Genomic DNA, 18,852 nt, shown 5'->3' on the forward strand with positions numbered 1-18,852 from the left:
ACGCCAGGACGGCGGTCTCCCGTCCTTTACATCGCGTCGTTACTTCGATGCGACCAGCACCCACAGACGCGCGAGGTCCGCCGAGCCGTCGGTCCCCTTGACGGTCTTGAAGGCCTGCACGGCTTTCGCCTTTTCGCCCGCGACGTAGTACGCCACGCCCAGGTGCAGCTGCACTTCGTCCGGATGCTCGAGGCCGCCCTTGGCAACGAGTGCTTCCATCGCCGCGATCCCGTCCTTGGCCTTGCCCGCGTAGACCTGATTGAACGCGGCGTCGATTGGCGGGAACGGGGTGCCGTTCTGGTCGACGCTCGATTGCGCGCGCTTGGTCGCGAGCGCTTGCAGGCGCTTCTCGCGATCGGCGCCCGCATCGTGGCCCAGCACGCCGCTCGAGAAGCCTTGATCGATGATCTGCTTCGCTTCGGCCGTGCTGTTTGCGACGAGCGCGAGCTGCGTCATTTCCATGTAGTCATCGGGCGTCGTCAGTGCGCCCGTTGCGCGGCGCAAGCGATACGTGTCGATGTCCAGACGCGACGAGTAGCCCGGCTTGCTCTTGATCGCCGCGAACAGATCGTCCCAGTACGACTGCTTCGGGTGATACGCGACGAGCTTTTCAAGCGCGCCGCGATACGTGGCGTTGTCGTTCACCTTCTGCGAGCAGGTGCCGAGCAGCTGCAACTGCGACTCGTCGGGGGCGCGTCCGGCTTTCGCCTGCGCATCGGTGCTCGCCTTCAACAGCGTGACCACGTTGGCGCAATCGTTCGACAAGTAGTACGACTGCACGAGCAGCGTACGCATGTCGGGATCGCCGCCGCCCGCTTTCAGGTAGCGCTGCGCGACGGTGATCGCCTTCGCGTAGTTCTTTTCCTGGAAGTAGATGCCGGCGAGCGCCGCCGTCGTGCTCTGCTCATCGGCGCCCTTCAGCTGGCCGGAGTTCAGCAGCGTTTCATAGGCTTGCGCGGCGGTGCCCACATCGCCCGCCGCCATCGCCGCGGCGCCGCGCATTTCCTCGACCATGTAGTTCTCGTACGGGGTCTTGTTCGGCACGGCCGCAGCCTGCGCGATCTTGCCGAGCGCATCCTTGTACTTGTGCGCGCGGTACAGCGTTTGCGCGTCGTTCAGCGGCTTGGCGACGTCCGGGCGCAGCGTGTCCGCGTACGACGTGGACGGCAGCAACGCCGCCGCCATGAGCCCCCCGAAAGCGGCCGCAATGGCGGCGCGCTTCATCCGATGCTGGATCTTTCGCATTGCGACTTCCTTATTGCATGTACTGCTCATTGCCGATCAAGCCGATCTTCGTCGCGCCTTCGCGCTGCGCGGCGGCCATCACCGCGGCCACGTCCTTGTACGGCACCAGCTTGTTCGGACGCAGATGGATCTCGGCCTGATCCGGCTCGGCCGCCACCTGCTGGAACTTCGATTCGAGCATGGTCGAGCTCGTGATCGGCGTGCCGTTCCACGTCATCGTGCCGTCGAAGTCGATATCGATCTGCACCACCTCCGGCTGCACCGGAGGCGGCGGCGGATTGCCGACCGGCAGGTTCATCTTCACTGCGTGCATCTGAATCGGGATCGTGATGATCAGCATGATCAACAGCACCAGCATCACGTCGATCAGCGGCGTGGTGTTGATGTCGACCATCACGTCCGGTTCGCCGCTGCCCCCACTCGAGCCTACGTTCATTCCCATATTTAACCTCCGCGCGCGGGCGGCTCTGTGATGAACGAAACCTTCGCGATGCCGGCGCGCTCGCACGCGGTGATCACACGGCCGATGAATTCATAGCGCGTGGTTTGATCGCCGCGCACGTGTACTTCCGGCTGCGGCGTCTGCACCGAAACGGTCTTCAGTTTCGTCAACAGCGTCTGCGCATCCACGTGCGATTCGTTCCAGAAGAAATCGCCATCCTTGTTCACGGCGATCTCGATGCTCTTGGGTGTCGTCTGCAGCGGCTGAATCGTTTCCTTCGGCAACTGCAGCGGCACCGTGTGGGTTACGACGGGAATCGTGATCAGGAAGATGATCAGCAACACCAGCATCACGTCGACGAGCGGCGTGGTGTTGATGTTGGACATGACTTCGTCTTCATCCCCGTCTTGTCCAACGCTCATTGCCATGGCCGATTACCCCGCGTGCGTGGCTGCTGCCAGCGGCTTCGCAACCGCGGCGTGACCGTTGCGCACCGAACGCTTGCCGCCTGCGAGCAGCACCGTGTGCAGCTGTGCGCCGAACGAGCGGACACGTTCCATCACCGACTTGTTGCGGCGAACCAGGAAGTTGTAGCCGAGCACCGCCGGAACCGCGACCGCCAGACCGATGGCCGTCATGATCAGCGCTTCACCCACCGGGCCCGCGACCTTGTCGATCGATGCCTGGCCGGCGATGCCGATTGCCGTCAGTGCGTGATAGATGCCCCACACCGTACCGAACAGGCCGACGAACGGCGCCGTCGAGCCGACCGTTCCGAGGAACGCGAGGCCGTCTTGCAGGCGGTTCGACACGCTGGTGATCGCGCGATCGACCGAAGCGTCGATCCAGGTGTTGCGGTCGACCGATTCGAGGAGGACGTCGTCGTGGTGCTCGCCGGCTTCGATCGCGGTTTCGGCGATGAAGCGGAACGGCGAGTTTTCGTCGAGCTGCTTGGCGCCTTCGGCGAGCGACGGCGCGGTCCACAGTTTTGCGTCGGCGTTCTTCGCACGGGCGTTGGCGCGCATTTGTTCGAAGAACTTGGTGATCATGATGTACCAGCTGCCCATCGACATGATGACCAGCAGAATCAGCACGAAGCGAGCGACGAAGTCGCCGTTCTTCCAGAGGGCGCCGAGACCGTACGGGTTGTTGACGGTTTCCGACGTGGCGGGCGCGGGCGGCGGCGCCGGCTGGTCGGCCGACGGCGTAGCCGTTTGCGCGGTCGCGGTGGCCGGCGCCGAAGCGGCGGCAGCCGTTGCATCGCTGGCTTGTGCGTAAGCCATTTGCGGCACAGCGATGGAACCCACCGCCGATACGCCGATCACCATGCTTGCCGTCAGAGCGGCGAGAGTACGCTTATTCATGTCTGCTCCAGTTCATCCGTGAACTTTTAAAACAACAACAATCGATCAAAAAAGCGGTGCGTTCAATTCAAGTTGAATGAGAACGGAACCTGTACGCGGACAGCTTGCCCCTGGGAAATACAATTGAACTGCTTGACCGCATTGAACGCCGCGCGATCGAGATCGGAATCGGCGGACTGTGCAACGCGTTCGTTCGTAATGTGGCCTTGCGGGTCGACTACGAATTCGATCAGGACATCACCCGTGATGTTGTTTTCCTGCGCTTCCTTCGGATACTTCACCGAGGCGCGAACTTGATCTGAATTCGGGCACACCACGCCGACAGCCGTGCTCACGGGCTTGGGCGCCGGCGGCGCTTGAACCGGAGGCGCGACCATGGGCGCCGACTGAACCGGCGCGGACTGGTGCGTGATCGTCGGTTGCGGCGGAGCCTGCACCTGCACTTCCGGCGGCGGCACGAACGGCGGCGGCGGCGGCGCGAACTTCGGCGGCGGCAGCTGCACGGTCGGCAGCGGCGGCGGAGGCGGCGGCTTCACCGGCTCGATGATCTTGGTTTCGATGGGGTGTTGAATGACCTGCACCACCTTGGTGGCGAGGCCGTTGAGCAGTGCGTAGACCAGCACTATGTGCAGAACGATGACGACTGCGATACCACCAAAGCGGCGTACCGGGTTTTGCTGCTTCTTCCCGAATTCGCGAGGGCGTCCTAGCGTTGCCACTCGCTCATTTGCCGCCGGAAAATGTCCTTCCACTTTCGTACCCAACTTTTACTCCTCCCGGCGTGAACTGCCGATTTCCCTTCTTGCGGCACCTCTAGGACAAAGGCCGCCGCTCCCGCTTTGACTCCGACCAAGGAGTGAGAGCGGCGGACCCAACTGCTTACTGCCGTACTGCTAACTTCTTTCTTTTAACAACTCACTACCACCACCTGCCTTAGAACTTGTACGTCGCGCCGATCTGAGCGAAGCGGCCGATGTACGAGTAGAGCGATTCGTCGTAGCCAACCTGATTCAGCGTGCCCTGCGCGAAGATCGGGTCGTACGGCGGCGTGCGGTTGAAGATGTTGTCGATGCCGCCGTAGATGGTCCAGTGCTTGAAGCCCGTGTACGTGACCATCAGGTTGAACTGGCTATACGAACCCACCTTCGACGGAGCCGGCTGCGGCAGAAGGTTCTGCGCGTACGGACCCGTGAACTGCCACGTCAGAGCCGCATCCCACTTGTGGTAGGCCCAGTCCAGCGTGGTGTTGCCGCGCCAGCGCGGGAAGCTGCCGCCGAACGGCTGCGTGATCGTGTAGTTGTTGCCTGCACCGTTGACAGGAGCCGCACCCGGCGCGCCGAGCTTGTAGTCCAGGATGTAGGCCCAGTCGCCCGACAGCGTGAACGTACCCAGCTTCGTCGGCAGTGCTTGACGGAGCGTGCCTTCGAAACCATCCGTGTCGAGATAGCCCAGGTTCTGGTAAGGAATGACCGTGTACGCGAGCGAACCGTCCGGATTGAGCACCGTCGACGAAGGCGCGCCCTGGCCAATCACGTTGTCGATCCAGATCTTGTAGTAATCCAAACCGACATCGGTCGTACGCGTCGGCGACAACTGGAAGCCGATGTTCAAATTACGCGTATGTTCCGGCTGCAGATTGTGGTTGCCCTCGGTGACCGTCTGGTAGTTCAGGCCGGTCTGCGGATTGACCTGCTGCCCGATCGCCACCGAATTGCTGTCTTCGACGAACGTCGGTGCGCGGAAGCCGCGGTCATACGACGTGTACATCGTCAGCGCCTGGACCGGCTGATAGCGCAACGCGAAGCGCGGCGAGAAGGCGCCACCGACGTCCGTGTAGTGGTCGTAGCGGCCCGACTGGCTGAACGTCAAGTTGTGGATGATTGGAATGTCGAACTGGTAGTAGACCGCCGCGACGTTACGCGAGCCGCTCACCGTCTGAATGTTCGGCGAAACCACGAGACCTTCCGCGAACTCGGCGCCCGGCGTCAGCGATTCGCTCTGGTGCGTGAACTGCGCGCCGAAGCCCAGGCCCACATCGCCTGCCGGCAGATGGAAGAGCGTCGGCGTCGAAATCGTCGCGTCGACAGTGTCGAGCTTCGAAATACCCAGGTTGTTCGCGTTGATGTAGGCGGCATTGAGCGCGCCGGGGGTGGCGGACGGGTTCGCGAAGTTCAGCGCGCCGTTGTAGGCGGCGGTCACGCCGGCGACGCTCAGCAGGTTCGACCATTCGTTCGAAACCGTGCTTTGCGAATGGCTGACCGAAGTCGCCCAATCCCAGTCATTGCCGATCGGCAAGCCGACCGTGCCCTTGATACCCGCGGCCACGCGATAGTAGGAGGCATCCGTCTTTTCCGACACCGTGTTCGGGAACGTGTACGTGAGCGGAGTCGCCACGCCGAACGGGTTGTACGGGTTGCCTGCCGGCACGACAAAGCTCATCGGTCCCGGCGTTTGCGTCGCCGGATTCCAGACCAGCGGAGCCGACTGCGGGTTGCCGAACACGTTCACACCCTGGTTCTGGGTGGTCGTGTTGTAGCTGCCGAGCACGTCCGCCCAAGCGGTCGTGGTGTCGTTGATCTTGAAGTCGGCGTGAACCTTCGCGTTCCAGCGCTCGGTGAACGGCAGGATCGACATCTGATTTGCCGTGCCCAAGCCGCAAATCGTGCCGGCCTGGCCCGCCGTAATCGAATTGGTTCCTGCAGGCCTCACGCTGCTGCCGAACGGGCAGTTGCTCAACGCTTGCGGGCCGTTAGCCGTCTGCCAATACGTCGGCGAGGCCAGCGAGTAGCCACCCGGCTTGCCCGTGAAGTCCTGGTATTGCGTCGAGTCGCGGTCCGCGAGCGAGAAGCCGTTCGACTTGTAGTAGCTCGCTGCTGCCGTGACGTTGAAGCGATCCGAGTTGAGATCGCCGAAGCCGCCGAGCACGCCGAACTTGGTCGTGCCTTGACCGCCGCCGCCATTGGTCGCGGTGCCGAGGCCGCCGTCGAGCTGGAGACCCTGGAAGTCGTGCTTCGTGATGATGTTGACCACGCCGCCGATAGCATCCGAGCCGTATTGCGACACGGCGCCGGTCTTCACGATTTCGATGCGCTCGATGTCATTGAGCGGCAGCGTATTCAAGTCGAAGAACGAGTCGACGCTGTTCGAGTAGAACGCGAACGGCGCGACGCGCTGGCCGTCAACCAGCACCAGCGTGTACTTTTCGGACAGGCCGCGCAGCGCCATACCCGCGGCGCCCGGTGCGAAGTTGGCCGATTGGCCTTCGCCCCAGCTGTTCGCCGAGTTGGCTGCGGTGTCGCGCAGGAAGTCGGCGACCGTGGCCGAACCGCTGTTCTGGATTTCCTTGGCCGTGACGGTCTGAACCTGGTTGAAACCGACCTTGTCGGCTTGGCGGATCAGCGAACCCGTCACCTCGAAGCGCTTGAGCTGGGTGACGCCGTTGTTGGTCGTCGTTCCAGAGGACGGAGACGTGGCGTTGTTTTGCGCGGTCGTCGTCGGCGCGGCGGCCGTCGCCGAACTCGCAGCCGCGGCCGGCGCTGCGGCTGTCGGTGCCGGAGCGGCGGGCGTCGCCGCAGCCGGCGCTGCATTTTCTGCCGGAGCCGGCTGGCTCTGCGCAAACGCAGTCGTGCCGATTGCCGCCGTCAACGCAATTTCAGCCCAGAGTATCTTTCTTATGGCTGAGGTCAAAGTCCTCTGTTTCATCATTCCCCTTCTATCTTGTCAGTAAGCCAAACCCGTTGCGCGACGAGACGTGTTGCGCCTGCGCGCTTCTTTTTTGCGACGTTAGGCGTCGCGCGATTTTTTCGATTGCCCCGCACTTGTAGTGCGACACAAAAGAAACAACAACGACTCTTATGCAACTCGCTTAGACGAAACGCTCGAACTTAAAATAGGAATACTAAAAAGTTACAAAACGTTTAGATTCGCCCTAAAACCAGTTTCTAAGTGTTTTCCCTCAGTCGGCTATCGGATGGCTGAACAAGGTCCTGCGATCGACTATCCGCATTTCGGGCACTGCTGTTTCGGAATCCTTACTGCTAGACACAGACGCGCTTCGCGAAAAACGCGCTGACTACCTCTACCACTCAAAACAACCGCGGAGTGCCGACCCAAACCACCAAGCTTTCTTCGTTTGCGGCATTCACCCAGCCATGCGGGACCGTGGACTCGTAATGCGCACTGTCACCGGCATGCAACACAAACGACGTACCTTCTAGCGTCAGGGATACTTTGCCGCGCAGCACATACAAGAACTCCTCTCCTGCATGCGTCGTCATTTCCGACGGCGGCTGCCCTACCGGCATCCTGACCAGGATCGCCTCCAGCTGCCTGTCGCCCGATAGGTTGGTCAACCGGGCAAACAGATTCGCCGAATCGGCAAATCCAAAGAACTTCAACTCGTCGCCTCGGCAAACCGACTTTGCTTCGGTTGGCGTATCGACGAAGTACTGCACCGTTACCCCCAGCGCTCTTGCAATACCCGCCAGCGATGTGATGGACGGTGTTGCAAGACCGCGTTCAACTTGCGACAGAAACGGCTTTGAGATTCCAGCGGCCGTTGCTGCTTCGTCGAGCGTGCGTTGAAGCCTCTTACGCAGCGCCCGGATTTTGCCGCCTAACACCAGTGTGGCAGTGGCCTTTTCATCAGGTTGCGGAACCATATCAGGACAGAATCCGGCAGTCAAAATTTGTTTGATATAAGTAAATTAAGTTTCCTAAGCCGATTCTTGTACACACCGAGCGGGTGCCGACCGTGGGTTGTCCTCCGTTTTGAAAGTGCAACCGATGCTTAATTAACTGGTGCATTTCGCACCAAAACGGCACATCGTTTGCATTGCAGCAAGACCTTCTTTATTCATTAGCGCCGCTAAAGGCTTGGTTTGGCGCTCATGCATCAAACAAGGTTTGCTGCGGGTTCGATGCACCGCACCAGTGCAACCGCCGGCGCGCGCCGCTCCAGGCAAGCCCGTGAAGCGGCCTCCTCCCTGTCTCTGGGACGTGACAATAGCAGGTCAAAAATCGGCGTCAAACTTTGTTTGATGGTTTTTAGGGCTTTCACTGGGGCCTATAGTTAGAGTGATTATTCGAATTACAAATTAATATCGCCGCCTTTCAATTTACATACGTTGCTAATTAGACTCAGCGATAAATGCCAATAGCGCTGCATATGTTTTTAGGCTATGCGAGCGCTACGGCGCGATGCTAAATCGGTGCTTTGCGATGTTTAGATTGTCTTAGCGGCGTTTAACGTCCGGCTAAAGCGGCATGGGTTCGACGCTAATTACGTCAAGGCAAGCCGGCGCTTGCGCGATGGCGAGCGAACCTCGTCGAGCAAGTAGGCAAGCGCTTCGCCAAGCGGCAACGAGTGCGTATCGCCGCTGCGCATTCTCAACGCAAGCGCACGCGTCTCGACTTCGCGTGCGCCGACCGTCGCGAAGACCGGCACGCGTTGGCTTCTTGCATCGACGATCTTTCTGGGCAAGCGCTCATAGCGGAAATCACGCAACACGCGACAGCCGTGCTCCTCTAGAGCATCCGCGACTTCGTTGGCAAAGGCGAGCGCGTCTTGACCAACATTGGCGACGGCGATCTGGTCCGGCGCCAGCCACGCCGGCAGCCATCCTTCATAGTGCTCGAGCAGCATGCCGATGAAGCGTTCGATGCTGCCCAGCACCGCGTGGTGAATCATCACGGGATGCCGTCTTTCGCCTTGCTCGTTCACGTACATCGCATTCAATCGTTCGGGCAGCACGTAGTCGAGCTGCACCGTGCCGCATTGCCATTTGCGTTGCTGCCGGTCTATCAGATGAAATTCGAGCTTCGGCCCATAAAACGCGCCCTCGCCGCTTTGCACCGTAAAGCGCAAGCCCGCCGCGCTCGCCGCCGATGCGAGCATCGCCTCGGCACGATCCCATAGCAAATCGCTGCCGGCCCGCACAGCCGGCCTCGTCGACAGCGCGACATCGAACGCATCGAAACCAAAGTCCGCGTAGACGACGCGCAGCAAATCGCAGAAACGTGCGACCTCGCGTTCGACCTGATCTTCCGCGCATAAAACGTGCGCGTCGTCCTGCGTGAATGCGCGTGCCCGCATCAATCCGTGCAGCGAGCCGGACGGCTCCGCGCGATGGACGGCGCCAAACTCCGCATAGCGAATCGGCAAGTCGCGATAGGAACGCACGCGCTTGTTGAATAGCTGCACGTGGCAAGGGCAGCTCATTGGCTTTAGACATGACGGGTTGTCCGCATTGCCGACCACGAACATGTGCTTGCCAAACTTCTCCCAATGGCCGCTTTGCTCCCAAAGCGAATTCGCGAGCAGTTGCGGCGTGCGGACTTCGAGGAATCCCGCCTGCCGCATACGGTCGCGAACATAGTCTTCCACGACGCGAAACAGCGCCGTGCCGCGCGGATGCCAGAAGATCATCCCTGGCCCCTCTTCCTGCTGATGAAACAAGTCCAGCTGGTTGCCCAACTGGCGGTGATCGAAATCGTCCATGGCGTACTCCTTCTGTCAATTGAAAAGGCCGGACAGACAGAGCACGCATGAAAAAAGCCCCATCCGTTTCCGGCGGGGCTTTCGGGGAAATCGTCGCAGCGACTATCAGCTAGTTCAGAGCGCGCAACCTCCCGTCGACCCGCCGCTGGCGGTCGTGGTGGTGGTTGCGGTGGTGGTCAGGAAGAATGCGCTCATGGGAGCGAATGTAGCGTTCCTTCGATTTATCCGTCAACGCCGATTTTTTCGAAATGCAGCAGGCTTCATTCAAGCGCCGCCGCAATACGCCTCGAGCCGATAACCGTCCGGGTCGATCACGAACGCGGCGTAGTACGTCGCGTCGTATTCCGGGCGCACACCCGGCTTTCCGTTATCACGCCCGCCCGCGCGCAACGCCTGCGCATGAAACTCGTCGACGCTCTTACGGCTCGTCGCGGCAAAACAAAAGTGCAGGCCCGAGCTCATGTCGGCAGGCACCGGATGCTCGGAGGGCGAGATCCAGAGCCCGACTTCGTCGCGCCCGTAGCCGAGCATCTCGGGCGTGTCGCGCAGGCACCGGTAGCCGAGCGGCGCGAGCGCGGCGTCGTAGAACGCCTTGGTTTTCGTCAGATTGCTAACGCCAATGGAAATGTGGTCGAACATGTTCGCTGTCTCCTTGGGGTCAATAAGGGCGTGTGTCCGCAAGCCGCGCGAACCGCTTAGCCGCACCGTGATGCACGCCGGACAACGATTCAATTATCGGCGCCGTGCGACATCGATGCTTGGGGAAAATTGCGCACGCGAAGCTATACTTTCGCCCCCTCCCCAACCTCGTTTGTCATGAAGAAGTTTCTCGCCAGTCTGCTCGTCGCCTTCGCTGCACACGCCGTCGCCGCCCCGCCCGCTTGTACGCAATTCGTCCCGAACGCGCAATTCCCGGTCCTGACCAACGCCAAGCTCGCGCCGAAGACGCGCGTGCTGTGCTATTCGGATTTCGCCGTGCTGCACTCGGGCATTTCGCACGGCCCGTTGTGGTCGGCCGAGCATCTGACGCGCGCGAATCTCGACGCCGCGAAAGATCAGGTCCGCACCAACAAGTTCTATGAAGAGCCCGCGCTGCCGCCCGGCGAAGGCGCGACGCTCGCCGACTACAAAAGAAGCGGCTACGACCGCGGGCACATGAGCCCCGCCGGAGACCGCTGGAACGAGCGCGCGATGGCCGAGTCCTTTACGCTCGCAAACGTCGTGCCGCAAAATCGCATCAACAACCAGCGGCTGTGGGCGCGCATCGAAACAGCCGTGCGCAAGATCGCGGTGAAATACGGCGAGGCGTACGTCGTGACCGGGCCGCTCTTCGCCGGCGGTCAATTGCAGACTATCGGCGCGACACGCGTGTTCGTGCCGACACAGTTGTTCAAGGTCGTCTATGTGCCGTCGAAGAACATGGCGTTCGCGGTGGTGACGGAAAACGTCGATACCAACCGGTACGATGTGAAAACGGTCCATGAGCTGGAAGCGATGAGCGGCCTGCGCTTCCCCGGCATTCCCGAGTCTTTGAAAGACCAACGCATTGGAGGACTGAAAGGTGTTTGACGCTTACGCAAACGACGACGACGTGCTGAACATCCAAGGCGACGCGCTGACAATCTCGAACGGCACGTCGCGCATCACGATCTCGGGCACGCTCGACATCGCCAAAGACAAGCGCGGGCTCAAGGCGGCGCTCGCTTTGCAGCAAGCGATCGGCAGCGTGGTGGCCGCGCTGCAGGCGCAAGCGGCATTGCCCGAGAAGCTCGACGACGAGCCCCCCGCTCCCACCGGAAAAACGGACAACCCGTTCGTGTGAGGTCACAGCCGGTATCGACGAGACGGAGACGGCGGACTACGCGCCCGCCCACTCCGCAAGCGTCGCCACGGTGTTGATGTTGCGCGCGGTCCCGGCCTTGGCGGCCGGGATTTTCAATTTCGACGCCCCGATTCCGTCCGGGTAATGCACGTAGATCTCGTGCTCGCCGAGCGCCATTTCCTCCGTTTGCTGGCCGCTCGCATTGGCTAACGCATCGGCCAGCGGCGGCCCATCGAGGAAGATGACGACCGCCCGGTTCGGCGCCGCCGACTTGAACGGATTCGCGGCGAGAACGGCGGCCATTTCCTTTGCTGTACGAATCACTACACCGACCGGCTTGCCTGCATAGTCCGCGAGACATTGCTCGAGCTTGGCCTTGACCGCCGTCTTCGAAAGCGCGCTTTTGAAGACCACGTTGCCGCTGGCGATATACGTGCGCACGTCGGCGAATCCCGCCGATTCGCACAGGCTGCGCAGCTCCGACATCGGGAGCTTGCCTGTGCCGCCGACGTTCACTGCACGCAGAAGGGCAACATAGACGCTCATGCGTTCGCGCCCGTCACCTCGACACGGCCTTGGAGTCGACGCTCAGGCTCGGTTCTGTGGAGATGCTCGGCATCGAGTCCCGTCGCTGCTCCCAGGATCTCGTCATGCGCCCACGCCTGATAGCGGAGCATCCGGGACAGCAGTTCGTTTGCGCTCATGCGGGCAATCTCCTCGTTTCTCGGTTCAACTCATCGGTGAGTTCCTTCGACATTATTTTCGGATGAGGGCCGTGTGTCTACTCGCACGCGTGAGCGCATCAGCCTGCTACGCCGCTACCTCGAGCCTGACCTGTCTGCCCCGCCTCCCACCCGCCGCCGAGCGAGCGGTAAAGCGCGACCGCCGCGAGCGCGTGCTCGCGCTTGGCCTGATTGAGCGACTCCGAATCCCGCAGATACGCTTCCTGCGCCGTCAGCACGTCGAGAAAGTTCGCCGCGCCGCCGCGATACAGCTCATCGGAAAGCCGCAACGCCTGATTCGACGCATCGAGCGCGCCGCCCAGCCTAACCACTTGATCCGAACTGCTCACGATATCGCTGCGCGTGTCTTCGACCTCTTTGAGCGCTTGCAGCATCGTCTGCCGCAACGCGAGTTGCGACTCGCGCATCTTGCTCTCGCTCTCGTTGATGTTCGCGGTGATCCTTCCGGCGTTGAAGATCGGGCTCGTTGCGCTCAGCGCCGCGCTGAACAGGTTGTCGGTCAGCGTGGGCAGGCCGAGATACGACGCCGCGAGCAAGCCATCCGCGAGATTCAACTGGAATTGCGGATAACGTTGCGCACGCGACACGCCCACTTCATCGGCACGCTGCTCGACGAGCGCATAGGCTTCACGCACGTCCGGGCGGCGTAGCAGCGCCTCGGAAGGCAGCACCTGCGGCACGGCTTGCGCCGGCACCGGAATCGGCTGTGCGTCGCCTTGCAGCAGACTGTCGACGCTCTCCGGCGTGCGGCCCGAATAGACCGCGATCAAGCTCAATTGATGCTCGACGTTGGACCGCACGCGCGGAATCTGCGCTTGCAAATCGCTCAACTGGTTCTGCGCACGCGCGACGTCGAGTTGCGTCGACAGACCATAGTGCAAGCGCTCCTGCGTCAGCTTGAGCGCGCGAGCGCGGATCTGCTCGTTGTCGTCGAGGATCTGCAGTTCGGCCTGCGCCCAGCGCAGATCGATATACGCGGCGGCCGTGTTGGCCGCGAGCGCGAGCCGCAACGCGTTCAGCGCTTCTTCGCGACCGGTCGTTTGCGCCTCGGCCGCCAGGACCGAGAGCCGTTGGCCGCCGAACACGTCCGGCGTCCAGCTCGCCGCGAGGCCAAAGCCCCCTTCTTTGACGTAGCCAAGCGGTGGGGGCGTGTTGATGCGCTCATACGAAGCGTTACCCGTCGCGTCGAGTTCGGGCAGCAGCACTGCATGACGCTGCGCGGTGACTTCCTGCGCCTGCTTCACGCGCTCCACGGCCGCCTGCACGTCGAGGTTGTCCTTGAGCACTGACGACACGAGCCGATGCATGACGGGGTCGCCAAACTGCTCCCACCATTGATCCGCATTCGATGCGTCCTGAGGTGCCGCGACATCCCACGCGGCCGGCGCTACCGTATGGACGGTTTGGGAGAGAGTGTCGTGCGCCGCAGGCGGCACGGCGCACGCGGCGAGACTCAAAGCGGCCAGCACAGCGGCAAGCGCTTTTGCAAGGTTCGAATTCATATCGGAGACTTAATGGGCATCAGTCGGCGCAGCGCTATGGATGCTGAACGGGCGCATGAAGATCACGCTCACGAGCGCCGCCACGAAACACAGCGCCAGCGCGAAAAACGTGTCGGAAAACGTCAGGACCAGCGCTTCGCGGACCAATAGCGCATGCAGCTCGCCGAGCCCGGCGTTCGCGGCATTGAGCGCGTCGCCGCCCACCGCGGCCAGATGCGCCGTCTGCGTTTGCAGGATCGATTCGACGGCGGGCCGCCCCGCATTCAGGTGCTCGTCGAGCCGCTCGTAGTGCAGGTTCAGCCGGTCGTTGAGCATCGTGCTCGCGACCGCAATGCCGATCGCGCCGCCGAGATTGCGCATCAGATTGAACAAGCCGCTCGCTGATTTGAGCCGCGACGGTGGCAGCGAGCCCAGCGCCATCGTGACGATCGGCGGAATGCAGAACTGCTGCCCGAAACCGCGCAGCGCCTGCGGAATCAGCAATTGCTCCCAGCCCCATTGGTTCGTGAGCGGCACGTACAGATAGCAGCCGACGCCGAACAGAACGAGTCCAATCGTCAGCAGCCAGCGCATGTTGAGCACGCGCGTCAGCAACGAATACGCAACGAGCCCAAGCAACTGAAAGCAGCCGACCGACAGCAACGCCATGCCGATCTGAAACGAATCGAAGCCGCGCACGCGTGCGAGAAACTGCGGCGTGAGAAACACCGTGCAGAAAATGCCGATGCCGGTGATGAACGACAGCAAGCTGCCGATGCCGAAGTTGCGAAGCGCAAGCGCCTTCAGATCGACGATCGGCTCTTTGGCGGTCAGCGCGTGAACCAGGAACAGAAAGCCGCAAATCGCCGAGATCCATGCGCAGGCGAGAATCAAGTTGTCGCTGAACCAGTTCTTGCGCGGCCCCTCTTCGAGCAGGTACTCGAGGCAACCCAGAAAGCCGCACATCAGTACGATGCCGAGGTAGTCGCCTTTCTTCAGCAGCGAAATGTCGGCCCGGTCGAAATCGACATAGCGCGGCACCATGAACGTCACCACCAAGCCCGGCGCGAGATTCAGATAAAACAGCCAATGCCACGACCATGCCGACGTGATCCAGCCGCCGATCACGGGCCCGATCGTGGGCGCGAGCGTCGCGAGCGCGCTGATCGTGGTCGATGCAATCAAGCGCTGCTTGGGCGGAAACAGCACGAACGCAGTCGTGAACACGGTCGGAATCATCGCCGCGCCGAGCGCGCCTTGCAGGCCGCGAAAGATGATCATCGAATTGATGTCCCAGGCGAGGCCGCACAGCATGCTCGTCACCGTAAAGCCGAATGCCGAGACTGCGAAGACCCAGCGCGTCGAGAACACGCGCGTGAGCCAGCCGGACATCGGGATCACCAGGATCTCGGCGATCAGGTATGAGGTCTGCACCCACGACAGCTCGTCTTGACTCGCGGACAAGCCGCCGCCGATGTCGCGCAGCGAGGAAGCGACGATCTGGATATCGAGCGTCGCCATGAAGAACCCGAGGCACATCAGCGTGAACGCGAAGATTTTGGTGCGCGTCGGCAGATCGGCCGGGTTCATATGCGCGGGTTGCGGCGCGCTCTTGGTCGTCATGTTGGGAGATGCCGCTGCGCTCATGACGCACGCTCCTGCGCGCCGCCGGCATCGACGTGCACCTTCACCGTCGCCGACAGCCCAGGGCGCAGCACGCCTTGCATCGTCTTCGGCACGTCGAGACGAATCCGCACCGGCACGCGCTGCACGATCTTCGTGAAGTTGCCGGTGGCGTTTTCGGCGGGCAGCACGCTGAAGGTGGCGCCCGTCGCCGGTGCGAGACTTTCGACGACACCGCGGATCGTGCTGCTCGACGCGTCGAGCGAGACCTCGGCCTCGTCGCCCACGCGCATCTTCTTCAACTGGTCTTCTTTGAAGTTCGCGTCGATCCACAATCCATTCGACGGCACCACGGTCAAGAGCGACGCCCCCGTATTCGCGAGCAGCCCGACGCGTGCCGTGCGGTTGCCGACGTAACCGTCGACCGGCGAGCGGATCGTCGTGTATTCGACGTTCAATTCGGCGACACGCTCGGCGGCCTGCGCCGTGGCGACCCGCGCCTGCGCATCGTTGATCTGCGCATCGAGCACTTCGAGCTGGCGCTGGGCCGCGATGAGCGCGGCGTTGCTGCCGTCGACGGAGGCGCGCGCTTTACCGAGATCGGCGTCCGCGCGCTCGACGACTTGGTTCGACACGGCCTGATCCTTCACGAGCTCGCGATAGCGCTGCGCATCGGAGACGCTGCGCGTGAGCTCCGCCTGCGACGAACGCACGTCGGCGGCCTGGACGTTGATCGTCGCCAATTGCAGCGCCTTCTTCGCCTGCAACTCGACGACCGCCGCCTTCGCGCCGGCAACGTCCGCTTGCGCCTGCGCGAGTCGCGCGTCGTAGTCGCGCGCATCGAGGCGGATCAGCACTTGATTGGCGCTCACGTGCTGGTTGTCCTTCACGAGCACGTCCGTCACGAAGCCGCTCACGCGCGGCGCCATGACCGTGACGTCGCCGCCGACATACGCATCGTCAGTCGATTCGATGAAGCGGCCGATCGCGAACCAATACGACGCCGCTGCCGCCAGCACGACGACCACCGACATCAGAGCAAGCAGCATCCAGGGAATCCGGCGCGGCGCTTTGCTGACATGGGCGGCGCCTGCGGGCGCAATGGTGGATGGGGTTGTCGACATGATTGATGTGCGTATGCACTCCGTTAGATTGAAATAAAGCGCGACCTGGCGCGCCTATCCGAATAGCGCTGCGTTGAAGCCAATGCGCTATTCCTGCGATCCCCGCGTCAACGCGAACAACTCCTGCCGCAACGACGCCGCACGCTGCGTGCCGAAACGCTGCTCGAACTCTTCTTGCGCCGTTTGCCAGGGAATCGCCGCGCTCGCGAGCTTTTGCACGCCGAGTTCAGTCAACCGGATCGACAGCGCACGCCGGTCGGACTCGGACGGTGCGCTCGCCACCAGACCATCGCGATTGAGCGGCTGAATCGCGCGCACCATCGTGGTTCGCTCCATCACCATCGCCTCGGCCAGTTGCGACGCCGTCAACGGCCCGAGGCGCTTGAGCCTCCCCAAGATCGAGAATTGCGTCGTGGTCAAACCGACGCGCGCCAAATGCTTGTCGTAGATATGGGAGACGTATCGCGCCGCTTGCCGGATCGCGAAACAGTCGTCTTCGATGGAGATCGCCATGTGATGGAAAGCAGTGTATTAGTGCATACGCACATAATCAAGGAAAAAGACGGCGGCCCGACGTCAAAGTCATCGGCCGCCTCGATCCGTGCGCGGCTTGTTAAACCGTCATGCTGAACAGCTCCGCGCGCAGCGCCTTCGCGCGCGCACGGCCGAATTTCTTCTCGAACTCGTCTTGCGCCGCGCGCCACGCGATCACAGCCTGATCGAAGATCTTTTCGCCGGCTGCAGACAAGCTCAGCAAAAACATGCGGCTATCCTGCTCCGACGGCTTCGTCACAACCAGCCCGTCGCGCTGCATCGGCTTCAGTGCGCGCACGAGCGTGGTGCGGTCCATCACCATCTGCTCCGACAGCTCCAGCATCGTCGACTCCGGCTGGCGAGCGAGCTTGGCCATGATCGTGAATTGCGCCGCCGTCATGCCGACCTGCGCCAGATGCCGCTCGTAGATCTGCGTGACATAGCGCGCCGCTTGACGCAGCGCGAAGCAGTTGCATTCGTCGTAAGAGAGAGGTCTGTTCATGAAGTGAAGTTTATATGTGCGTACGCACATAGTCAAGGAAGAGCGCGGAGAGAAAACCGAAGGCCGTGCTTACCGGTGAGACCGCGTGATCGCGTCGGGCATCGCCAGCGCGGTCAGCAACACCGGATCGACGATCTCGATCTCCGCATAGCGCAGTGTCAGCGCGCCCTGCGTTTCGAATTGCTTGAGGATTTGATTGATCGTCTGACGCGACAGCGCGAGCATCATCGCGAGGTCTTCCTGCGGCACCTTGAGCACGCGCCGCGCGGCGCTCGCGTCGCCGTATCCGCCCGCCATCAGCAAAAGCCGCCGCGCCACGCGTTGCGACGCGGGAAGCAGCGCCGTTTCCTCGATCAAGTCGAACATGAGGCGCACTTTCTGCGTCAGCAGCAGGCCGAACGCGTGCCAATATTGCGGCGCGCGTTCGAGCAGCGCGGCGAGCGCCGCACGCGGCACATGAAACAGCGCCGTATCGCGTTCGGCGTAGGCGTCATGCGTGCGCGGCCGCCCGTCGAACAGCGCGATTTCGCCGAACCAATTCCCGGGCTCGATGAGCGCGAGGAGCGCCTCCTTGCCCGCGAAGCTCGCCGCACCGATCCGGATGGCGCCTTCCAGCACGCAATAGATGCCGTCGTCAGCGTCGCCGCGGATAAAAAGCCGCGCGCCGCCGGCCAGTCGCTCGACGCGCCCCAGCTCGACGAGCGCCGCGCGCAAGTCCTCGGGGTTCGCGCGGAACCAGGCGCTCGCCGACAGCGCGGCGGCAAGCGCTTCGCGATAGGCAGGCGTACTGGTGGAGTGCGATGTCATAGCATGGAGGTGCATGGAGGCGCGGATTGTCGGCTAGCCGAAAGTGTCGACAGACGATTGAGCGCGATTATGAGCACTTTCGAGGCACGGAGACATCCATGAGAACGCTGACAGACCAGCTCGCCCAATACGCGGCCTACCATCGCGACCGGCGCAATATCGCCACGCATTTCGTCGGCATTCCGATGATCGTCGCTGCGCTCGCCGTGCTGTTGAGCCGGCCGGCTTCGAACTTCGGCGTATTGCCAGTCGCGTTATCGCCGGCCTGGGCGCTGTTCGTAGCGGCGACCGTCTACTACCTCGTGCTCGACGTGCCGCTCGGATTGATGATGGCCGTTGTTTCCGCGCTGTGCCTATGGCTCGGCCATTGGCTCGCGCAAGCGCCGCTCGGCACCAGGCTTGGCGCGGGCATCGGGCTCTTTGTCGTCGGCTGGGTGTTTCAATTCGTCGGCCACGCGGCGTACGAGCATCGCAAGCCCGCCTTCGTCGACGATGTGGTCGGCCTCTTGATCGGTCCGCTATTCGTGCTCGCCGAAGCGCTGTTCGGATTCGGCTGGCGACCGGCGCTGCGCGAGGCGATCGAAAGTCAGGCGGGTCCGACGCGCATCAACGCGCCGCATGCGAACCCGCGTCATCAGGGTTGAACCTGAGCGTAGCGCCCGGATG

General features: G+C 62.2%; 20 protein-coding genes. 3 read left to right on the forward strand and 17 right to left on the reverse strand.

Going from position 1 to position 18,852, the window contains the following annotated elements; all coding sequences use genetic code 11:
* Nucleotides 1–39 precede the first annotated feature (39 nt).
* The 9 genes from AAHK20_RS05895 to AAHK20_RS05935 form a co-directional block, all read right to left on the reverse strand.
* On the reverse strand, nucleotides 40–1,245 hold the full coding sequence (locus tag AAHK20_RS05895) for a tetratricopeptide repeat protein (RefSeq protein ID WP_449180503.1): 1,206 nt from the start codon (nucleotides 1,243–1,245) through the stop codon (nucleotides 40–42).
* A gap of 10 nt (nucleotides 1,246–1,255) precedes the next feature.
* Nucleotides 1,256–1,687, reverse strand: coding sequence for an ExbD/TolR family protein (locus tag AAHK20_RS05900; RefSeq protein WP_449180504.1), 432 nt, complete (start codon nucleotides 1,685–1,687; stop codon nucleotides 1,256–1,258).
* Nucleotides 1,688–1,689: 2 nt separating this feature from the next.
* On the reverse strand, nucleotides 1,690–2,115 hold the full coding sequence (locus AAHK20_RS05905) for an ExbD/TolR family protein (RefSeq protein WP_449180505.1): 426 nt from the start codon (nucleotides 2,113–2,115) through the stop codon (nucleotides 1,690–1,692).
* 6 nt (nucleotides 2,116–2,121) lie between these two features.
* A complete protein-coding gene (locus AAHK20_RS05910; RefSeq protein WP_449180506.1) occupies nucleotides 2,122–3,051 on the reverse strand; it encodes a MotA/TolQ/ExbB proton channel family protein in 930 nt (309 codons plus the stop codon).
* A gap of 62 nt (nucleotides 3,052–3,113) precedes the next feature.
* On the reverse strand, nucleotides 3,114–3,815 hold the full coding sequence (locus AAHK20_RS05915) for an energy transducer TonB (RefSeq protein WP_449180507.1): 702 nt from the start codon (nucleotides 3,813–3,815) through the stop codon (nucleotides 3,114–3,116).
* Nucleotides 3,816–3,984: 169 nt separating this feature from the next.
* A complete protein-coding gene (locus AAHK20_RS05920) occupies nucleotides 3,985–6,753 on the reverse strand; it encodes a TonB-dependent receptor (protein ID WP_449180508.1) in 2,769 nt (922 codons plus the stop codon).
* A 383-nt stretch (nucleotides 6,754–7,136) separates the two neighbouring features.
* Entirely contained in the window at nucleotides 7,137–7,712 is a 576-nt protein-coding gene (locus AAHK20_RS05925; protein ID WP_137334952.1) for a helix-turn-helix domain-containing protein, read from the reverse strand.
* Between the two features lie 620 nt (nucleotides 7,713–8,332).
* On the reverse strand, nucleotides 8,333–9,550 hold the full coding sequence (gene thrS, locus AAHK20_RS05930) for a threonine--tRNA ligase (protein WP_449180509.1): 1,218 nt from the start codon (nucleotides 9,548–9,550) through the stop codon (nucleotides 8,333–8,335).
* 264 nt (nucleotides 9,551–9,814) lie between these two features.
* Nucleotides 9,815–10,189, reverse strand: a complete 375-nt coding sequence (locus AAHK20_RS05935; RefSeq protein WP_449180510.1) for a VOC family protein — start codon at nucleotides 10,187–10,189, stop codon at nucleotides 9,815–9,817.
* 177 nt (nucleotides 10,190–10,366) lie between these two features.
* On the opposite strand from AAHK20_RS05935, the gene AAHK20_RS05940 reads away from it, so the two are divergent.
* Both AAHK20_RS05940 and AAHK20_RS05945 read left to right on the forward strand, forming a co-directional pair.
* On the forward strand, nucleotides 10,367–11,119 hold the full coding sequence (locus AAHK20_RS05940; RefSeq protein ID WP_449180511.1) for a DNA/RNA non-specific endonuclease: 753 nt from the start codon (nucleotides 10,367–10,369) through the stop codon (nucleotides 11,117–11,119).
* Entirely contained in the window at nucleotides 11,112–11,372 is a 261-nt protein-coding gene (locus AAHK20_RS05945) for a hypothetical protein (RefSeq protein WP_449180512.1), read from the forward strand. Before AAHK20_RS05940 ends, AAHK20_RS05945 begins: the two co-directional genes overlap by 8 nt.
* 36 nt (nucleotides 11,373–11,408) lie before the next feature.
* Here AAHK20_RS05945 and AAHK20_RS05950 read toward each other — a convergent pair whose 3' ends face one another.
* The 8 genes from AAHK20_RS05950 to AAHK20_RS05985 form a co-directional block, all read right to left on the reverse strand.
* A complete protein-coding gene (locus AAHK20_RS05950) occupies nucleotides 11,409–11,918 on the reverse strand; it encodes a DUF1697 domain-containing protein (protein WP_449180513.1) in 510 nt (169 codons plus the stop codon).
* Nucleotides 11,915–12,076 carry a hypothetical protein gene (locus tag AAHK20_RS05955; protein WP_449180514.1) on the reverse strand — a complete coding sequence of 54 codons (162 nt, stop codon included), beginning with the start codon at nucleotides 12,074–12,076 and terminating at the stop codon, nucleotides 11,915–11,917. The genes AAHK20_RS05950 and AAHK20_RS05955 overlap by 4 nt, the downstream gene beginning before the upstream one ends.
* 98 nt (nucleotides 12,077–12,174) lie before the next feature.
* Entirely contained in the window at nucleotides 12,175–13,617 is a 1,443-nt protein-coding gene (locus AAHK20_RS05960) for an efflux transporter outer membrane subunit (RefSeq protein ID WP_449180515.1), read from the reverse strand.
* Nucleotides 13,618–13,626: 9 nt separating this feature from the next.
* On the reverse strand, nucleotides 13,627–15,243 hold the full coding sequence (locus tag AAHK20_RS05965; RefSeq protein ID WP_449180516.1) for a DHA2 family efflux MFS transporter permease subunit: 1,617 nt from the start codon (nucleotides 15,241–15,243) through the stop codon (nucleotides 13,627–13,629).
* Nucleotides 15,240–16,343 (reverse strand): HlyD family secretion protein, encoded by a 1,104-nt coding sequence (locus AAHK20_RS05970; RefSeq protein WP_449180517.1) that lies wholly within the window; start codon nucleotides 16,341–16,343, stop codon nucleotides 15,240–15,242. The genes AAHK20_RS05965 and AAHK20_RS05970 overlap by 4 nt, the downstream gene beginning before the upstream one ends.
* An 87-nt stretch (nucleotides 16,344–16,430) precedes the next feature.
* Entirely contained in the window at nucleotides 16,431–16,856 is a 426-nt protein-coding gene (locus AAHK20_RS05975) for a MarR family winged helix-turn-helix transcriptional regulator (protein ID WP_449180518.1), read from the reverse strand.
* Nucleotides 16,857–16,956: 100 nt separating this feature from the next.
* Nucleotides 16,957–17,379, reverse strand: coding sequence for a MarR family winged helix-turn-helix transcriptional regulator (locus tag AAHK20_RS05980; protein ID WP_449180519.1), 423 nt, complete (start codon nucleotides 17,377–17,379; stop codon nucleotides 16,957–16,959).
* A gap of 69 nt (nucleotides 17,380–17,448) precedes the next feature.
* Complete coding sequence (locus AAHK20_RS05985; RefSeq protein WP_449180520.1) at nucleotides 17,449–18,186, reverse strand: Crp/Fnr family transcriptional regulator; 738 nt, start codon at nucleotides 18,184–18,186, stop codon at nucleotides 17,449–17,451.
* A 98-nt stretch (nucleotides 18,187–18,284) separates the two neighbouring features.
* Between AAHK20_RS05985 and AAHK20_RS05990 the strand changes: the two genes are divergently transcribed.
* Nucleotides 18,285–18,830: an Mpo1 family 2-hydroxy fatty acid dioxygenase gene (locus tag AAHK20_RS05990; protein ID WP_449180521.1), complete on the forward strand. Its 546-nt coding sequence runs from the start codon at nucleotides 18,285–18,287 to the stop codon at nucleotides 18,828–18,830.
* The last annotated feature ends 22 nt before the right edge of the window (nucleotides 18,831–18,852 follow it).

It is taken from the genome of Trinickia camelliae (assembly GCF_053525655.1).

Bases quoted from the DNA above. Each gene is read 5' to 3' on its own strand.
- AAHK20_RS05895 (WP_449180503.1), bottom strand. From the start codon at position 1,245: ATGCGAAAGATCCAGCATCGGATGAAGCGCGCCGCCATTGCGGCCGCT.
- AAHK20_RS05900 (WP_449180504.1), bottom strand. From the start codon at position 1,687: ATGGGAATGAACGTAGGCTCGAGTGGGGGCAGCGGCGAACCGGACGTG.
- AAHK20_RS05905 (WP_449180505.1), bottom strand. From the start codon at position 2,115: ATGGCAATGAGCGTTGGACAAGACGGGGATGAAGACGAAGTCATGTCC.
- AAHK20_RS05910 (WP_449180506.1), bottom strand. From the start codon at position 3,051: ATGAATAAGCGTACTCTCGCCGCTCTGACGGCAAGCATGGTGATCGGC.
- AAHK20_RS05920 (WP_449180508.1), bottom strand. From the start codon at position 6,753: ATGAAACAGAGGACTTTGACCTCAGCCATAAGAAAGATACTCTGGGCT.
- AAHK20_RS05925 (WP_137334952.1), bottom strand. From the start codon at position 7,712: ATGGTTCCGCAACCTGATGAAAAGGCCACTGCCACACTGGTGTTAGGC.
- thrS (WP_449180509.1), bottom strand. From the start codon at position 9,550: ATGGACGATTTCGATCACCGCCAGTTGGGCAACCAGCTGGACTTGTTT.
- AAHK20_RS05935 (WP_449180510.1), bottom strand. From the start codon at position 10,189: ATGTTCGACCACATTTCCATTGGCGTTAGCAATCTGACGAAAACCAAG.
- AAHK20_RS05940 (WP_449180511.1), top strand. From the start codon at position 10,367: ATGAAGAAGTTTCTCGCCAGTCTGCTCGTCGCCTTCGCTGCACACGCC.
- AAHK20_RS05950 (WP_449180513.1), bottom strand. From the start codon at position 11,918: ATGAGCGTCTATGTTGCCCTTCTGCGTGCAGTGAACGTCGGCGGCACA.
- AAHK20_RS05955 (WP_449180514.1), bottom strand. From the start codon at position 12,076: ATGAGCGCAAACGAACTGCTGTCCCGGATGCTCCGCTATCAGGCGTGG.
- AAHK20_RS05960 (WP_449180515.1), bottom strand. From the start codon at position 13,617: ATGAATTCGAACCTTGCAAAAGCGCTTGCCGCTGTGCTGGCCGCTTTG.
- AAHK20_RS05965 (WP_449180516.1), bottom strand. From the start codon at position 15,243: ATGAGCGCAGCGGCATCTCCCAACATGACGACCAAGAGCGCGCCGCAA.
- AAHK20_RS05970 (WP_449180517.1), bottom strand. From the start codon at position 16,343: ATGTCGACAACCCCATCCACCATTGCGCCCGCAGGCGCCGCCCATGTC.
- AAHK20_RS05975 (WP_449180518.1), bottom strand. From the start codon at position 16,856: ATGGCGATCTCCATCGAAGACGACTGTTTCGCGATCCGGCAAGCGGCG.
- AAHK20_RS05980 (WP_449180519.1), bottom strand. From the start codon at position 17,379: ATGAACAGACCTCTCTCTTACGACGAATGCAACTGCTTCGCGCTGCGT.
- AAHK20_RS05985 (WP_449180520.1), bottom strand. From the start codon at position 18,186: ATGACATCGCACTCCACCAGTACGCCTGCCTATCGCGAAGCGCTTGCC.
- AAHK20_RS05990 (WP_449180521.1), top strand. From the start codon at position 18,285: ATGAGAACGCTGACAGACCAGCTCGCCCAATACGCGGCCTACCATCGC.